The 16,568-nt window shown below is 56.7% G+C and carries 11 protein-coding genes and 3 pseudogenes; 5 read left to right on the top strand and 9 right to left on the bottom strand.

Annotation, left to right across the window (positions count from 1 at the left end):
* Window positions 1–300: 300 nt before the first annotated feature.
* Entirely contained in the window at window positions 301–1,818 is a 1,518-nt protein-coding gene (locus RMR16_RS10970) for an outer membrane beta-barrel protein (RefSeq protein WP_320198197.1), read from the bottom strand.
* 266 nt (window positions 1,819–2,084) lie between these two features.
* On the opposite strand from RMR16_RS10970, the gene RMR16_RS10965 reads away from it, so the two are divergent.
* Both RMR16_RS10965 and RMR16_RS10960 read left to right on the top strand, forming a co-directional pair.
* The gene (locus RMR16_RS10965; RefSeq protein WP_320198198.1) at window positions 2,085–2,549 is read left to right on the top strand and encodes a DUF3617 family protein; all 465 of its coding nucleotides are present in this window, start codon (window positions 2,085–2,087) and stop codon (window positions 2,547–2,549) included.
* 78 nt (window positions 2,550–2,627) lie between these two features.
* Window positions 2,628–3,623 (top strand): KpsF/GutQ family sugar-phosphate isomerase, encoded by a 996-nt coding sequence (locus RMR16_RS10960; protein WP_320198199.1) that lies wholly within the window; start codon window positions 2,628–2,630, stop codon window positions 3,621–3,623.
* A gap of 18 nt (window positions 3,624–3,641) precedes the next feature.
* On the opposite strand, the pseudogene RMR16_RS10955 reads toward RMR16_RS10960, so the two are convergent.
* From RMR16_RS10955 to RMR16_RS10930, 6 genes and pseudogenes are all read right to left on the bottom strand, one after another.
* A pseudogene (locus RMR16_RS10955) lies at window positions 3,642–4,106 on the bottom strand (NfeD family protein).
* Window position 4,107: 1 nt separating this feature from the next.
* Complete coding sequence (locus RMR16_RS10950; protein WP_320198200.1) at window positions 4,108–5,172, bottom strand: SPFH domain-containing protein; 1,065 nt, start codon at window positions 5,170–5,172, stop codon at window positions 4,108–4,110.
* 33 nt (window positions 5,173–5,205) lie between these two features.
* Entirely contained in the window at window positions 5,206–6,240 is a 1,035-nt protein-coding gene (hemH, locus tag RMR16_RS10945) for a ferrochelatase (RefSeq protein ID WP_320198201.1), read from the bottom strand.
* A 437-nt stretch (window positions 6,241–6,677) separates the two neighbouring features.
* A complete protein-coding gene (locus RMR16_RS10940; protein WP_320198202.1) occupies window positions 6,678–8,600 on the bottom strand; it encodes a 5'-nucleotidase C-terminal domain-containing protein in 1,923 nt (640 codons plus the stop codon).
* Between the two features lie 210 nt (window positions 8,601–8,810).
* The gene (gene omp10, locus RMR16_RS10935; protein ID WP_320198203.1) at window positions 8,811–9,182 is read right to left on the bottom strand and encodes an outer membrane lipoprotein Omp10; all 372 of its coding nucleotides are present in this window, start codon (window positions 9,180–9,182) and stop codon (window positions 8,811–8,813) included.
* Window positions 9,183–9,335: 153 nt separating this feature from the next.
* A complete protein-coding gene (locus RMR16_RS10930; protein ID WP_320198204.1) occupies window positions 9,336–10,784 on the bottom strand; it encodes a homospermidine synthase in 1,449 nt (482 codons plus the stop codon).
* Between the two features lie 244 nt (window positions 10,785–11,028).
* On the opposite strand from RMR16_RS10930, the gene RMR16_RS10925 reads away from it, so the two are divergent.
* Entirely contained in the window at window positions 11,029–11,937 is a 909-nt protein-coding gene (locus tag RMR16_RS10925) for a sensor domain-containing diguanylate cyclase (RefSeq protein WP_320198205.1), read from the top strand.
* Window positions 11,938–12,174: 237 nt separating this feature from the next.
* Here RMR16_RS10925 and RMR16_RS10920 read toward each other — a convergent pair whose 3' ends face one another.
* A complete protein-coding gene (locus RMR16_RS10920; protein ID WP_320198206.1) occupies window positions 12,175–12,810 on the bottom strand; it encodes an aminotransferase class IV family protein in 636 nt (211 codons plus the stop codon).
* An 81-nt stretch (window positions 12,811–12,891) separates the two neighbouring features.
* On the bottom strand, window positions 12,892–14,733 hold the full coding sequence (locus RMR16_RS10915) for a M3 family oligoendopeptidase (protein WP_320198207.1): 1,842 nt from the start codon (window positions 14,731–14,733) through the stop codon (window positions 12,892–12,894).
* A gap of 169 nt (window positions 14,734–14,902) precedes the next feature.
* Between RMR16_RS10915 and RMR16_RS10910 the strand changes: the two are divergent.
* Window positions 14,903–16,091: pseudogene (locus tag RMR16_RS10910) on the top strand (sigma-54-dependent transcriptional regulator); the annotation flags it as partial.
* Between the two features lie 176 nt (window positions 16,092–16,267).
* Window positions 16,268–16,468 (top strand): annotated as a pseudogene (locus tag RMR16_RS10905) (helix-turn-helix domain-containing protein); the annotation flags it as partial.
* Window positions 16,469–16,568: the final 100 nt, after the last annotated feature.

The following is a 16,568-nucleotide window of genomic DNA, read 5'->3' as shown; positions in this document are numbered from 1 at the left end:
CTGGATCCCGGATCAAGTCCGGGATGACGGAGAAGTGGGCCGCACTCCGCGAAGCATTCTAGTGAGTTTACATCCCGGCCTCGTGCCGGGATTTTTATTTTAACGCGATAGCCCGGCACCAATCCGCAACGGTAGCATCCTCACCCATCATCCTGAGCTTGTCGAAGGAGAGCTGCTCCGCAGGAGCCTCGAAGGGCGGGGATGCGGGCGGCAGGTGGTGAGCTGAGTTTGGATGCTTCGAGGCTTTGCCCTTCTGGCAAAGCGCCTCAGCATGAGGGGAGGATACTTCGGCGATCTCCACTAACGCTTCAGCGTCAAGCCCGCGCCAATTCGCCATGCGCTGTTGTCAGTGGCTGGCGTCGTTTCATAACTGATATCGGTGGTCAGATCGAGATAGCGGTTGATGCTCCAGGTCAGGCCGACCCCTGCGACATATTCCGTCTGGTCTTCGATGGTGGATGTCAGATAGGAGCGCCGCTCCAATCCGGCGGTCAAACGTGCCACCAGATCGCTGCGCAATTGCTGTGTCAGGCCAGCCGTCAACTGGCGGGAAATCCAGCCGCCTTGCGGTCCGCCCGCAAAGTCCTCAATGGTGGTGCGTAGGCCAAGGCTGAGATCGGTGCCGCGCTGTGGTGACCAATTGAGTTTGCCGTCCAGTGCCAGGGCGTTGATGGCAGATAGGCGGTTATCGTCATACTCCTTGCGCAGATAACCAATCGCCGCTTCGCCCTTCAGCTTTTCGCCGAGATCAACCTGCGCGCCAACTTTTGCGCCGTAGGATTGGGAGGAGCGCTCGTAGCCGGTGTTATCCCGCGTCTGGTCGTAATTGGTCAGCCCAGCGGTTGCTTCCAGAAAAGGAATAAGAGCAGGGGAAAGCTCGTAACCGATGCGGCCACGAAGGCCAGCACCATAACGATCACGGTCGGCAAGGCTGATGGACTGCCCGTTGATGCCTTTCGCGTCCGTGTAGACTGTGCGTGACAGGTCCAGTGCGGCCAGTGCTTTCAATATGCCGACATTGCGCTCTATCGATGCGCCGCCGGTAAATACATGTTCACCGCCCTGCACGGATGCACCGGAAACGGCGTTGGGATCATTTGTGTCTTCGCGGCTGAATGCATATCCGGCGGTCAGATTTGCTTGCGTTGCATCGCCAAGATCAAGTCGCAGGTCAGCGCCAATGTTGGCGGTCGGTTCCTCGCCCGCGCTGCTGCCGCCGAGATTGCGCTGATATGCGCCTTCGCCGGTTACGGTCAGCGCATGGCGCGACCAGTCACTGGTCAGTGTGCCGCGAATGCCGGTCGTCAGGTAATTGCGACTGGTCGAAGCATTCGGAAACGTCTTGTTTTCATGGTTTAGCGTCTGGCTGATGGAGGGGCGCAGGGTGAGTGTGCCAATGCGGATGCCGGGCGCCTCGTTGGCGTTGGCAGAGGCAGCGTTCTCGCCACCATCCACGGTCGGCTCATAGGGATTTTGCGGTTCGTCATAAAGTGCCGTTGCCTCATCCGCAGGCTCTGAAATCGGATCGCCCGGATTAGAGCCGGGGCGGATTGTGCCGGTGGTGATTGCGTCGGTCGCGGGTGTGGTGCGCGCTGTATCTTGTCGGCTGGCACTCGCCGGGTCGATGACGGAAAGGTCATTCTGCCCCAGAAAAGGATCAGCGCTCGTCAGCGTTCTGGCGCTGCCGGATGCTGGCTGCTGCTGCGTGGTGGACTGGGCAAGGCTGTTGGTGGCCGGGCACAGCACGGTGCAAACCAGCAGCATCGCCGCGGCTTGTCCCCACGTCGGCAGACGTTTTGCGGTGCGCTGGAAAACCATGCTTCCTCTTATCCGGGTCTGTTCAAATCTTTGCCTGAACGCAGTTTTTTCGTTGTTTTGCATACACTGAACGCTTAATTCAAGCGTCTGTTTTACAAAGAAAAAACAGGTTATTTTGCTATTCTTCCCATGCGCGATTCTGCCCGTTGCGGGTTATTTTATGGTTAACATTTTGTGAAAAACATCGGGTTGGGGGGCGCAATCGATGCCCGCGCTGGTTATAGACGGCGTTGCACGTTCTCATGACCGTAGAGGAAAAAACGACAGTGACCATAATTTCGCGATTGACCGCTCCCCTTGCCATTTTGGTGCTGCTGCCCTTCGGCGTGGCTTTGGCGTCCGACCTGCCAGCCCGCAAGGCAGGATTGTGGGTGGTAAAATCGCAGGACAATGTTTTTGCAAATTGGTCGGCCTGCATCGATGACAGCAAGGATGACTTCGTCAACAGCGATGTCTGGAGCGATTTCGGCAAGGAGTGCAAACTCACGTCCATTACCAAGACGGCTGAAGGTCAGACATTGCTTGCCGAATGCGAGACGGCCTCCACGGGAAAGGTCAAACTTCTTGTCGATTTTTCAGGCGATTTTCAAAGCGAATATCGCTTTCAGTCCACCACCGAATTTGCGGGCGCGGACGGTAAGGCCGAACGGCAATCCTTCAATATCCAAGCCACCTATGCTGGCCAATGCCCTGCCGGTCTGGAGCCCGGACAGAAAAAGATGGCGCGTTGAGAAGGTCAAAACATTTATGGCCAAGTGTCAGCGCTTGGCCAATAGACATGGTTTGCGGAAAATAGTATCTCAACGCGCATGATTACGAGAGCTGTCACACTGGTTGAAAACAACGCCATCGAGTCCGCCTTGCGGACCGTTTCCATTGAGAAAAACGGTCTGGCAGCGCTGGAACAAGCGCTTTTGGGCGAGCTCGGTGACGCTTTTTGCAGGGCCATCGATGCCATTGGCAAGTCGGATGGCCGGTTGATCATCACCGGCGTGGGTAAAAGCGGCCATATCGGCTCCAAGCTGGCGGCCACGTTTGCATCCACCGGAACGCCCGCCTTCTTCGTTCATGCGGCAGAAGCCAACCATGGCGATCTGGGCATGATTGGCGGCAATGATGTGGTGCTTGCTATCTCCAAAGGTGGCGAAAGCGTCGAGCTTCGCAGCATCATCAACTACACGCGGCGTTTTTCCATTCCGTTGATTGCGCTGACCAGTGCGGAAAACGGCTCACTCGCCAAGTCCTCCGACATCGTCCTTTTGCTTCCCAATGAGCAGGAAGCTTGCCCGCATGGGTTGGCACCCACGACATCCACCATGATGCAGCTTGCCCTGGGCGATGCCTTGGCCGTAGCCCTTCTGGAAGCTAGAAGCTTTACCGCCGGTGATTTTCGCGTGTTTCATCCGGGCGGAAAACTCGGTGCCAGCCTCGCGCTCGTGGGCGATATCATGCACACGGGCGAGCGCCTGCCACTGGTGCCCAAAGGCACGTCTTTGGTGGAAGCGATTGGCGTTCTTGCCCGCAAACATTTCGGTTGCGTGGCTGTTCTGGATGAAGATGGTCGCCTTTGCGGCATCATCACCGAGGGCGATATGGCCCGCAATCTGGCGCTCAACCTTGCGGAACTCCACGTCGATGACATCATGACGAAGAGCCCGAAAACGGTGACGAAAAATGTGCTGGCAACCGCCGCACTGGCGACACTGGAAAAGCACCATATCGGCGCGTTGATTGTGGTGGATGAGTATCACCGACCCATTGGGCTGGTGCATTTCCATGACCTGCTGCGCATTGGCGTGGCGTAAGCCAGCGTTCTCGCGCGCCTAATCCGTAATTTGTTCGACCGTCAGAGCGCGTCCGTGGGCGGAAACGATACGCACGCGCGCACCGGCGGGCGTATCTGCCCCCTGTACTGGCCACCATGTATCATCTAGCTTTATGCGGCCTCTGCCTTCTTTTATCGGTTCCTGAAGCGTGGCTGTGCGGCCAATTAGGCTGGCCTCGCGTTGGTTGAGAAAAGGCTCGTCTGTCGGGGCGCGGTCTTTGCTGTAATATCTGCGGCCAAGCAACGCAAAGACGACCGACAACACCGCAAACAACAGCAATTGCAGCTGCCAGCTCCACAAGGCAGTGTCTCACAGAGCCAACGAAACTGCGCCCAGAACCAAAGCCGCAGCGCCGATCCAGATGAGGAAAACGCCCGGTGCCACCAGTTCAGCAGCCAGAAGGACGACGCCGAAAATCCACCAGCTCCATGGTCCCAGATCGCTGACAAGCTTGTGGATCATCTCACTTCTCCGAGGACGAACCGAACGGATTTCCGGGAATTGTCACGTTGATCGTCTGTCCCGTCGGGCGGCTGGTGGGTGGCACGGTCGGTCGGTTGGCCGTGGTGCGTGGGGTCTCTGGCGCTGCTACTGGCGCATCATTGTTTTTGCCGAAGACTTCCCTGGCAATAGCACCGATACCGCCCAGCGAGCCGATCAGAGCGGTGGCTTCCATCGGCATCAGCACGATTTTCGAGTTTTTGGCGGTGCCGATATCGGACATGGCTTCGGTGTATTTCTGGGCGATGAAGTAGTTGATGGCGTTGATATCGCCTGCGGCAATCGCCTCAGACACCATGCGCGTGGCATTGGCTTCGGCTTCGGCCAGACGTTCACGGGCTTCGGCATCGCGGAACGCGGCTTCGCGCTGGCCTTCGGCTTCCAGAATAGCGGATTGCTTGGCACCTTCGGCCCGCAGGATTTGCGCGGCACGGGAGCCCTCGGCTTCCAGAACCTGTGCGCGTTTTTCACGTTCCGCCTTCATCTGGCGCCCCATGCTGTCCACAAGATCCTTTGGCGGTGCGATGTCCTTGATTTCGATGCGCGTGACCTTGATGCCCCATGGGCCAACGGCCTCATCGACAACACGCAAAAGCCGTTCATTGATGGCATCGCGGTTGGAGAGAAGCTCATCGAGATCCATCGACCCCATGACGGAGCGAATGTTGGTCATGGTCAGGTTCTGGATGGCGTTTTCCAGGTTGGAAATCTGATAGGCGGCCTGCGCGGCATTCAGCACCTGATAGAAGGCCACGGCATCAGCGGTGACGCTGGCATTATCACGGGTAATGACTTCTTGGCGCGAAATATCCAGCACCTGTTCCATGACGTTCATGCGCGTACCGATACGCTCGATGAACGGCACGATGATGTTGAGGCCGGGTTCAAGGGTGCGGGTGTAGCGTCCGAAGCGTTCCACCGTGTAACGAAACCCTTGCGGCACGGTTTTGATACCGGCAAACAGCGTCAGAATGACGAGTATGACCGCAACTATGACGACGATATCGAAACCACCAAGATCAACCATGCCCAATCCTCCTGCACGTCTTGTGGGTGTGGATCACACCCAGCCTTGCAACTCTCTGCGTACAACTTTTTCGAGAACCCGCATACCCTCTGCGCTGTCGTTCAGGCAAGGAATATGCGTAAACTTCTCGCCGCCATGGTGATGGAAGATTTCGCCCGCTTCGCCGGCAATTTCTTCCAACGTTTCCAGACAGTCGGACACAAAGCCGGGGTTCATCACGGCGATGCGTTTGACGCCCTCGGATGCCAGACGTTCAACTGTCTTGTCGGTGTAGGGTTGCAGCCATTCTTCCGGTCCGAAACGGGACTGGAAGGTGACAAGGAAGCGATCTTTGTCCAGACCCAGCTTTTCGCGCAGCAAACGGCCCGTCTTCATGCACTGGCAATGGTAGGGATCTCCCTTTTTGAAGTAGGATTGCGGAATGCCATGGAAGGACGCGACGATTTTTTCCGGTTCCCAATCCAGCGTCGCCAGATGGCTTTTCACGGAATTCGCCAGCGCATCGATATAGGTTTCGTCATCATGGTAGGGCGGCACGGTGCGGAGAGCCGGCTGCCACCGCTGCTTCATCAGATATTCGAAAGCCTTGTCGTTGACGGTAGCCGTGGTCGCTGCCGCATATTGCGGATAAAGCGGAAACAGCAGAATTTTCTCGCAACCCTGTGCTTTCAGTGCGTCCATACGCTCTGCAATGCTGGGCTTGCCATAACGCATGCCCCAGTCCACCACCACATTCGGCAAATCCTTCAGCGCTTCTCCTAAGTTAACGCCCTGATTGCGCGTATAGGTGCGCAGATAGCTTTCGTTCAGATCGTTATTCCAGATCGACTGGTAAGCCTTGCCGACCTTCTGCGGGCGCTTGTTCAGAATGATGCCGTAGAGAAGGGGATACCAGAACAGCCGCGACCATTCGATGACGCGCTTGTCACTGAGGAACTCTGCCAGATAACGGCGCATGGATTTGTAATCCGTGCCGTCGGGCGTGCCGAGATTGACGAGAAGAACGCCGACCTTGCCGAAGGAAACTTTCGGATGATCTGCCGGGAGTGTGGAAATATCTGCGACCATAAAATCGTCCTGAATGCTCATGAGGTGTGGAGGAATACGTTCGCACATGCGTCGTGGATCAACTTGTAATGCATTGATCTCCATATCGGTATTGATATTTGACAAACGAGGCGCGGCATTTCAACGCTTTACGGTTTTTTGGTCGTCATAGGCCGCAGTGAGCGTGGCTCACCCCCCTCTGCCCTGCCGGGCATCTCCCCCACAGGTTGGGAGATTGGATAGATGCACATTCATCACGCAATTTGCAGCGTTAGAGATATGCGAGGGCTTTCCAATTGCCGATCTCCCAACCTGTGGGGGAGATGCCCGGCAGGGCAGAGGGGGGTAGCCACGCGCATTATCCTTTACGTTGGTAAGCCTTTGCGCCTTAAGGACGAAAGTAAGAAAAAAAGCCGGTCCGCACATGCGAACCGGCTTCTCCAACATCAACGTGTCGATCAGTTGGCTGGAACGTTCAGTTCTTCACCGATCTCGATATGGTTCGGGCGCTTCAGCGCATTGGCTTCGGCGATCTTCTTCCACAACAGACCATTGCCGTATTTTTCAGCAGCGATTTTCCACAGCGAGTCACCACGTGCGACGACGTATTTCGCAGCCGCAGCCGGTGTGGTGGCTGCCGGTGCGGGTGTCGCAGGAGCAGGTGTGGCAGGCGCCGGTGCTGCCGGAGCCTGCGCCGTTGTGGCTGGTGCAGCCGCTGGCGCTGGTGTTGCTGGCTTTGCGGCTTCCTTTGGTGGCGCTACATAGTCCGCAGGCGTGGCATCGGTGATACGGCCATCGAGGTAAGGCTTGTAAGGGCTGTTTGCGCCGATATAGGCGGCAACCGCGTCTTCAAGGCTTGGTCCGAAGTCGTAGGCGTTGATGGCCTTGGTTGCGAAGGTTTTGAAGCCATCGCCGCCAGTGCGGGTGTAGTTGTTGGTCACGACGCCATAGGTCTTTTCAGGGTCGAGCTTGACGAAGTTGTCGCCTTCCTTGGTCTCGACCGAAACGACGCGGCTGCCCGCTGGCTTGGAGCGGTCGAAGGTGTATTTCAGGCCAGCCGCCTGCACGAAGCGACCAGCACCGTCTTCGATCTGGCTTGTGCCGTTTTCAAGGGCCGCAAGAAGATCGGCACCCTTGATCTGGAACGTGGCGATGGAATTCTGGAATGGCAGAACCGTCAGCACTTCGCCCATCGTCACCGGACCGGCATCGATGGAAGCGCGCAAACCGCCGCCATTCTGGATGGCGATGGTGATGCCCTGATCCTTCACGCGGTCCAGAAGCGCGTCGGACACCAGGTTGCCCATGGTGCATTCCTTGGCACGGCAAACTTCACGCGAACCATCGATAGATGTTTCACTTGTGCCGATTTCCTTCTTCTTCATTTCTTCCAAAGGAGCCGCAAGTTCGGCAACGCGCTTGGTGAAACCTTCATCTGGCGTAACGGATGCGTCCAGCAGCTTTGGTGCGCCGTTGGTGGATTTGACCACGCCATTGTCATCGAAGGTAACAGTCAGGTCGCCAAGATATTTGGAATAAGCGTAGGCCGTGACGACTGGAACATCGACGCCGGACGGGTTCTTCACCAGCGTCGGGTAGGGGCCAGCGGCCTTCGGGTCCGTGCTGGACAACAGCGTGTGGCTGTGGCCGCCGACAATCACGTCGACACCATCAACCGATCTGGCGATTTCCTGATCCTTGACGTATCCGACATGCGAGAGGACGACGATCTTGTTGACGCCCTGATCCTGGATTTCCTTGACGGCACCCTTCAGATATTCGATCTCGTCTTCAAACGTAATCTTGTCACCGGGAGAAGAGGTTTCGTTGGTGTCCTTGGCCAGCACGGAAACAACAGCCACCTTCTGGCCGCCGAGATCCTTGATGATGTAGCCCTTGAACTTGTCTTTCACCTCAGAGCCGTCAGCGGCCTTGGTGTTGCCGGAGATGATCGGGAATTTTACCGCATTGATGAGCTTGAGCAATTCTGCCGGGCCATCATCGAACTCATGGTTGCCGATGGCCATGGCATCGAAGCCGATACCGTTCATGAATTCGGCAACGGGGCCGCTTTTATATTGTGTGTAAAACAGGGAGCCCTGGAACTGGTCGCCAGCGTCCAGAACGAGAAGGTTTGCATTGGCACCAAGCTCGGCGCGGCGTGCGTCGATGGCGCTTTTCACGCGCGCGATGCCGCCGAAGCATTCTTTCTTGTCCGCTTCCGCAGCAGAGCAGGTGGAATCGAATTTGTTGATCGCTTCAAGGCGCGAATGCAGATCGTTGATGTGGAGAATGTTGAGTTGGTAATCAGCCAAAGCCGCACCAGCGGAAAGCGAAATGGCTGATGCCGTCATCAGTCCAAATCTCAAAATCCTGTTCATCGTTCGGTCTCTCCTGTTTTAAATGAGCGGAAAAGCTGGGAGCCGTTCCCTGTCATCATAGCTAATGTGAAAGTATGACAGTCTTTCGAATGCCGATGTTTTCATCTCGCGGCATCTGCTGCAAGTAGAAATATGACAGGGTTGCGCAAATAAAAAACGCGCGCTGCACGCGCGCGTTGAAACAAATGTGGGAAAGACGTTCGACCGCGATTAGCCGTGACGTGTCAGTGTGAACTGGCTGTTGGTATCCGTCGTGCAGTTGAGCTGCGATGGGGAGATGAGGGCGCAATTGACGCGGGACTGCGTGTTGCGCACTAGCGATGTCATGTTGATCTCGTAAAGCGTCGGCGAGATCGTGACATAGGTGCCGGATGCCAGCAGGGTGTTTGTGTCCGTGGAGCGGGTCGAGAATGCGCCGGTCTGGAATGTCGAGACGATGCCGTTTTTATCAATCCAGCGACCGTCTACCGCAGGCCCTTGCGACACAGCAACGGGCATAGGGCGTGGAGATTGCGATGCAGGAACACATGAAGAGGCAGCAATTGCGGCCAGAGCCAAGGCAGCGCCTGTCTTGAAATTCATCTCTTTCGTCTCCTGCGATTCTTGTCGATCTTCTAAAAAGACCATGGCGGGAAGTTTAATTTATTGCAAGCGAACGACGCTCGCTATGCACCGGTTCCCCACACAGCCAACAAAAGTCTTCGCGTGGCAAACCGGCACCAGCCTTGGTGAAGCCTATCCGCGCACGAGAATATTGCGGAACTGCCATGGGTCGTCCCTGTCGATATCCTCCGGGAAAAAACCCGGCCTGCCATCCAGCGGCGTCCAGTCCGTATAGTGACCTTCCACCGGGCCAAGATAGCGCCGCTGAATGTTCAGGCAACGGTGGTAATCGACTTCGTCGGCCTCAACGATACCAGCCTCAGGGTTCTCCAACGCCCAGACCATGCCCGCCAGCACAGCAGAGCTGACCTGAAGGCCCGTGGCATTCTGGTCAGGCGCAAGGCGTCGCGCTTCTTCCAATGTCAAGCGCGAGCCATACCAATAGGCGTTTTTCTCATGGCCGTAGAGCAGCACGCCGAGTTCATCCGATCCATCGGTCAACTCAGCCTCCGTCAGAACATGCTGAACGGGTTGCGCAATGCCGCCATTGCCGAACATCTCATAAAGCGACAGCACCGCGTCGTTGCACGGATGGTATGCGTAATGGCAGGTGGGGCGGAAATCGACATGACCGTGCTTGTCATGCACGGTGAAATAATCCGAAATCGAAATTGCCTCGTTGTGCGTCACCAGCAGGCCATATTGCGCGCCGAGCGAAGGGCACCATGTCCGCACGCGGGTGCTTGCGCCCGGCTGATCAAGGAAGATAGCGGCTTTGTTGCCCTGTTTGTGCTTTTTGGCGTTCTTGGGCATCCATTTTTCATGGCTGCCCCAGCCCAGTTCTGCCGGTTGCAGACCTTCGGCAATGAAGCCTTCCACGGACCATGTGTTCCAGAATGTGTTGAAGGGTTTGGGTTCCTTGGCGCGCTGGGTATCGCGTTCTGCGATATGCACGCCTTTGACGCCCAGCGTCTGCATCAGCTTTGCCCAGCCTGCACGGTCGTTCGAGGCGGGTTCTTCGAACTCGAGGCCGGTGTCTTGAGCCAGATTGACCAGCGCCTGTTTGACGAACCACGAGACCATGCCGGGGTTTGCGCCACAGGTGGACACCGCCGTCGTGCCGCCGGGGCGTTTGGCCTTTTCCTTCAGCATGGTGGCGCGCAGCGCATAATTGGTGCGCGCAGAATTGTCCGCATCGGTATCGAAGTAGAAGCCAGGCCATGGCTCAACGACCGTGTCGATGTAAAGAATGCCGTGCTTGCGGCAAAGCCGCATCAGGTCGACGGAGGAGGCATCGACCGAAAGGTTGACGCAGAAGCCTTGGCCCTCAACGCCCTTCACCAGCGGTTTCAACACCTCCTTATAGTTGTCTTTAGTGAGGTGCGTGCGGATGTGCCGGATGTTTCTGCTTGCCAGATAGTCCGCAATATCCTCGCGGGGATCGATGACGATCAGACGGGATACGTCGAACTTAAAATGCCTTTCGATCAACGGAAGCGTGCCGCGCCCGATGGAGCCGAAACCGATCATGATGATAGGACCGGTAATTTCGCCGTAAATCGGGTGTTCCAATTCCGTCATTCTGAATTTCCTATTTGAAGACAAGGCTTAAGCTAGATGATTAGCCTGTAACAATAAAGGGTAGCCGGATGACGGGCGTATGAAGACTGCGCAAAAGGTAAACCGCAAAAGATTGGTTTGTCATAAAATCATCCACATACCTTCGGACTACGCATTTCCAATTTGCGTTGTATAATAAGGGAAGGTGAGTGCTTGGTTCAACCAAAACGGGAGGTCGATGATTGTGCGTCAGGAGACTGCCAATTTGGATAGTCTTATAGAACGTGTTGCCGCGTTGCAGGACATGACGCCTGTATTCATTGCGCTTTACGATATGGATGACCGGCTTCGTCACGCCAATCGTGCCTTTCGCCAGGCCTTTAATCTGGCCGATGATGCTTTCCCCACTTGGGTTGAAATCATCTCCTCGAATTATCACAATAAAAACGGTCTCATCATCACCACCAGCGATTTCGATGCGTGGCTGCTGTCGGCGCAATCACGCCGGGGCAAGCTTCCTTTTCGCGGGCTGGAACTGGATATGCATGATGGTCGCTGGATCTGGATGACCGAAACGGTGCAGACGGATGGCTGGATGTTGTGCGTTGGTAGCGATATCACGGCACTGAGGCAAAACCAGCGCAGTCTGCGTCAAGACCGCGATATCGCCATGCGCGCAGCCCAAACGGACGAGTTGACTGGCACCGCCAACCGCCGTTTCGTCTTCACCAAGCTCGGCGTTCAGATCGACAATGTGCAGAAAGGCATCGAAAGCTCGTTCGGACTTTGCGTCATGGACATCGATTTCTTCAAAAGTATCAATGACCGCTTCGGCCATCAGGGCGGGGACACGGTGCTGCGAGACTTCGTCAAGATTGCCCATTCCACAATCCGCCGTTCCGATTGTTTCGGGCGGGTTGGGGGTGAGGAGTTCATGCTGATCATGCCGCGCACCATATTGTCGGAATGTATCGGCATCGTTGAGCGGCTTCTGGAAAAGGTGACGTCGTCCTGCCCGTTTCCGGGTGCGACGGATTTTTCCTACAGCTGTTCGGCTGGGCTTTCCCTCTACCAGCCCGGAGAGAGCAGCAGCGATCTTTATCAGCGGGCAGATCGCGCGCTTTATCTCGCCAAGGAGAGAGGGCGGGCGCGGGTGGAATGGGTTTTGGAGTGATTTGAGCATTTAAAGAGCGTTGGTGGTTGTGGTTTACCCCCCCTCTGCCCTGCCGGGCATCTCCCCCACAAGGAGGGAGATCGGCGAGACGCAAAGGCTTCATTTCATCCGCAGCGTTCAAGATGGACGAGCGCGCGCCACTTGCCGATCTCCCTACCTGTGGGGGAGATGCCCGGCAGGGCAGAGGGGGGTAAACCAAACCCACCAACGCTCACCGCGATCCACAGAGAACGGTCTTCACACCAACTCCGCCGCCACCAGCCCATGCAAAGAATTCCCGACAAACAGCTTGCGGCCTTGTAAATCCTGCGGCCTCAACGCCTGCCCACGCGCCTTGCGTTCGCGAATAAGGTCTGCCCGTAGCACACCCGGCAGAATGCCGCTGTCCAGAGGCGGCGTCAGCAGTTGCCCATCGGGGCTTTCCACGAAGAGGCTTGTGGTGGCGCCTTCGCAAATCTCGCCGCGCTCGTTCAGCAGCAAAACCTCGTCTGCCTCTTTGGCAGAAAATTCCGCACGCGCCGCATCATAGGGTTCGCGGCGCGACGATTTGTGACGGTAGAAGGTGTCGCTGGAATCGAGCCGCGTCTTTTCTGCGATCTTCAACCGCCAGACCACTCCAGCAGGCAGCGCAACGAAGGGTTCGGCGGCAATATCCAGCTCGCCCTTGTAATTCATCACAACGCGTACGGTCATCGGCGCGTCACCGCTGACGGTTTCAGTCAGCGCTTTGACCGTATCCACGGGTGCACGAAATCCCAGCGCATCGGCAGAGCGCACCAGTCGGCGCAAATGTTGCTCCAGCCTCTGGAAACCGGCCACGGGTTCCCAGCGCAGCGTTTCCCTCAACGTCAGGTCGGCGGGTTTGCGTTTCATGCTCTCTGTCCGTATTCCGTTACGTAAGCCAGCATAAACCGGCGAAGCTTGCCCGAAATGGGAGCCGCGCCGGTTTTGCGATTATTTATCGAGCGCTTCCAATTCGTCGATCAGTCCTTCGATCATCGAAAGGCCCTTGCTCCAGAAGGCTGGGTCGGTCGCATCAAGGCCGAACGGCTTCAAAAGCTCGGAGTGATGCTTAGTGCCGCCGGCTTTCAGAAGCTCGAAATATTTGTCCTGGAAACCTGTTTCTGCGTTCTGATAGACCGCATAAAGCGAGTTTACGAGGCAATCACCGAAGGCATAGGCATAGACGTAAAACGGAGAATGGATGAAGTGGGGGATGTAGGTCCACCATGTTTCATAGCCTTCCGAAATCTTGATCGCCGGTCCAAGGCTCTCCTCCTGAACCGAAAGCCACAGCTCACCGATCTGCTCGGCAGTGAGTTCGCCGTCCTTGCGGGCGGTGTGAACCTTGCGCTCGAAATCGTAAAAGGCAATCTGGCGCACGACCGTGTTGATCATGTCCTCCACCTTGCGGGCCAGCATTGCCTTGCGCTCTCGGGCGTCCTCGGTGCCATCCAGCAGCTTGCGGAAGGTCAGCATTTCGCCAAAGACGGAGGCCGTTTCCGCCAGCGTTAGCGGCGTTGCGCACATCAACGCGCCCTGTTCGCTTGCCAGCACCTGATGCACGCCATGGCCCAATTCGTGGGCCAAGGTCATCACGTCACGCGGCTTTCCGAGATAGTTGACCAGCACATAAGGATGAGCGGAAGGTACGGTCGGGTGGGCGAAAGCGCCCGGTGCCTTGCCTGTTCGAGCAGGGGCATCGATCCATTGCTCATCGAAGAAGCGGCGGGCGATATCGGCCATTTCAGGCGCAAAATCGCCATAGGCAGACAGAACCGTGTCCTTGGCCTCTTCCCATGAAATAAGCGCGTTGGAGCTATCCGGCAGGGGGGCGTTGCGGTCCCAATAGTTCATTTGTTCCATGCCCAGCCACTTCGCCTTCATCGCGTAATAGCGATGCGACAGGCGTGGGTAAGCCTGTTTGACGGCTGCGGCCAGCGCGTCCACAACTTCGCGCTCCACGCGGTTTGCCAAGTGGCGGCTGTCGGCAATGTCTTCGAACTTGCGCCAGCGGTCGGAGATGTCCTTGTCCTTGGCCAGCGTGTTGGTAATCAGCGTGAAAACGCGCAGATTGTCCTTGAAGGTCGCGCTCAGAGCCTGCGCTGCCTTTTTGCGGGTTTCCGGGTCCGGTTCCTGCAACATGTTGAGCGTGACTTCCAGTGCGACGCTTTCACCATCGATGTCGAACCGCAGATCAGTCATGGTTTCATCGAACAGGCGATTGAATGCGGCAGCGCTGGTCATCGATTTTTCAAGGAAAAGCTGTTCCAGTCTGTCATCCAGCTGATGCGGCTTGTCCTTGCGCAAGTCTATCAGCCATGGCCGGTAATGACCGGTCAGCGGATCATTGGCGATGGCGGCATCTATCGCAGCATCATCGATGCGGTTCAGTTCCAGCGCAAAGAACAGCAGATGCGCGGAAATATCGGTCAGCTTCGATTGGGCATCGCCATAAAGCTTGCCATTGGCCGGGTTGGACGTGTCGGAAAAATAGGTCAGTCCCGCAAAAGAGCCGATGCGGCCAATCAGATCATCCAGCGCTTCATATTCTTTCAGCGCAGCACCGATGCCCTCATTGCCGGAAAGCTTTGCGGCGTCCTCCAGCTTGCCCTTCCATTTGTCCTCAAAGGCCGTGGCGGCTTTTGCCGCCTCTTCCAGTGCGCCTTTATATTCGGCTCCCTCCGCAGACGGATAAAGATCGGAGAGCTTCCATGTCGGCAGGTCGCCCAATGCGGCGCTGGTTGCTTCTGCGGTGGAAAAGGCGGGCGTGGGGATCGAAGGTTTCACTGTCATTCCGGCTGTCCTCATTATCTCTGCATCGAAGCATATGGGGGCTGTGTTTCCTGTGGCAATGCATAAAATGCAAGCAATTCTCAAAACTGGATGTTCAAGGCTCGTATGGCACATTCCGTTCAAAGGGTCTGCATGAAGCAGGTTCATAAACCGGAAACCGGAGCCAAAAATGACAGCGCAAGTTCTCGTTATCGATGACGATCCCGTTCAGCGTCGCCTGCTCAAAAACGCGGTGGAACGGTTTGGACACCACCCGATCCTTGCTGAAAATGGCAGGGTGGGGCTGGAACTGTTGAAACAGCACACGGGCGATATCAGCGTCATCGTGCTCGATCTCATGATGCCGGAAATGGATGGACTGTCATTCCTGAAAGCCGTTGGTGAACTGGGCACCGATGTGCCCGTCATCGTACAGACCGGACAGGGCGGCATCGATGTGGTGGTGCAGGCCATGCGCGCTGGTGCTTTCGATTTTGTGGTCAAGCCCGTTTCGCCGGAACGCATTGGTGCAGCCATTTCCAACGCATTGAAACTGGACCAGCGCGAGGCGAAAGCCCGCACCGGTCGCCGCTCGCGTCATCATGCGGTGAACTTCAACGATATCGTATCGGCCAGCCCTGCGATGCTGCGCGTCATCGAACTGGCGCAGCGTGCGGCACAATCCAACATTCCTGTGGTGCTGGAAGGTGAATCCGGCGTTGGCAAGGAAATGATTGCCCGCGCCATCCAGTCTGGCGGCGACCGTGCGGCCAAGCCTTTCATCACCGTCAATTGCGGTGCAATTCCGCATAATCTGGTGGAAAGCATTCTCTTCGGCCATGAAAAGGGTGCCTTTACCGGTGCTACTGAAAAGCACATCGGCAAATTTATGGAAGCCGATGGTGGCACATTGTTTCTGGATGAGATCGGTGATCTTCCGCTGGAGGTGCAGGTCAAGCTTCTGCGCGCCGTTCAGCAGGGCGAGATCGAAACCGTCGGCTCGTCCAGAGTTCAGAAGGTCAATGTGCGGCTGATTTCGGCGACCAACAAGGACCTGATCGAAGAGGTGAAGGAAGGCCGTTTCCGCGAAGACCTGTATTATCGCCTCAACGTGTTCCCCATCACCATTCCTGCCCTTCGCCGCCGCAAGGAAGATGTGCCCTACCTGGCGCGCGTTTTTGCTGAGCGTTTTTCGGTCGAGCAAAAACTGCCGCATGGTCTGGGTGTCAGCGCCGGGGCCTTGGCCTTGTTGACCGCTTATGACTGGCCGGGCAATATCCGCCAACTGGAAAATGCCGTCTTCCGCGCAGTCGTGCTGGCGCAGGGCGATGAGTTGACCGAAACGGACTTTCCGCAGATCGCGCTTCAGGTGCCGGAGTTTGCCGGCGACGTGGACGAGCAAGACATTATGCATCGTCCAACCGAGCGTTCTCTGCTGGTTGCGCCACCACCGTCACCCGAAAGCAGAAGCAGTGCGGCAGAGATTATGTCTGTCATGGAAGCGATGGCGACGGACGATGAGCGATCATCGGCCTCTACGTTCCCCGGCGGTAGCCTGATTGCCAGCACGGATGACAGCGGCAATGTGCGCAAGATCGCCGATATCGAAGAAGAGCTGATCCGGTTTGCCTTGCGGTTCTATCGCGGGCAGATGAGCCAGGTTGCCCGCAAACTCGGCATCGGGCGCTCCACCCTTTACCGCAAGTTGAAGGATTATGGCATTAATCCCGATGATCCACTCCGTGACGCGGCCTAAGCGCATGGCGCTTTCAAGTCATAAGAGCGTCAAGCGATCCGTTTTGGACGTGTGACGCTCTCTTTACGGCGGATAAGGCGTAGATTGGCGAAATTGGGAC

Source organism: Agrobacterium sp. rho-13.3, from assembly GCF_033957765.2.
Lineage (GTDB): Bacteria > Pseudomonadota > Alphaproteobacteria > Rhizobiales > Rhizobiaceae > Agrobacterium.
The sequence above is the reverse complement of the archived record's forward strand: the minus strand, read 5'-3'. Positions and strand labels throughout refer to the sequence as shown.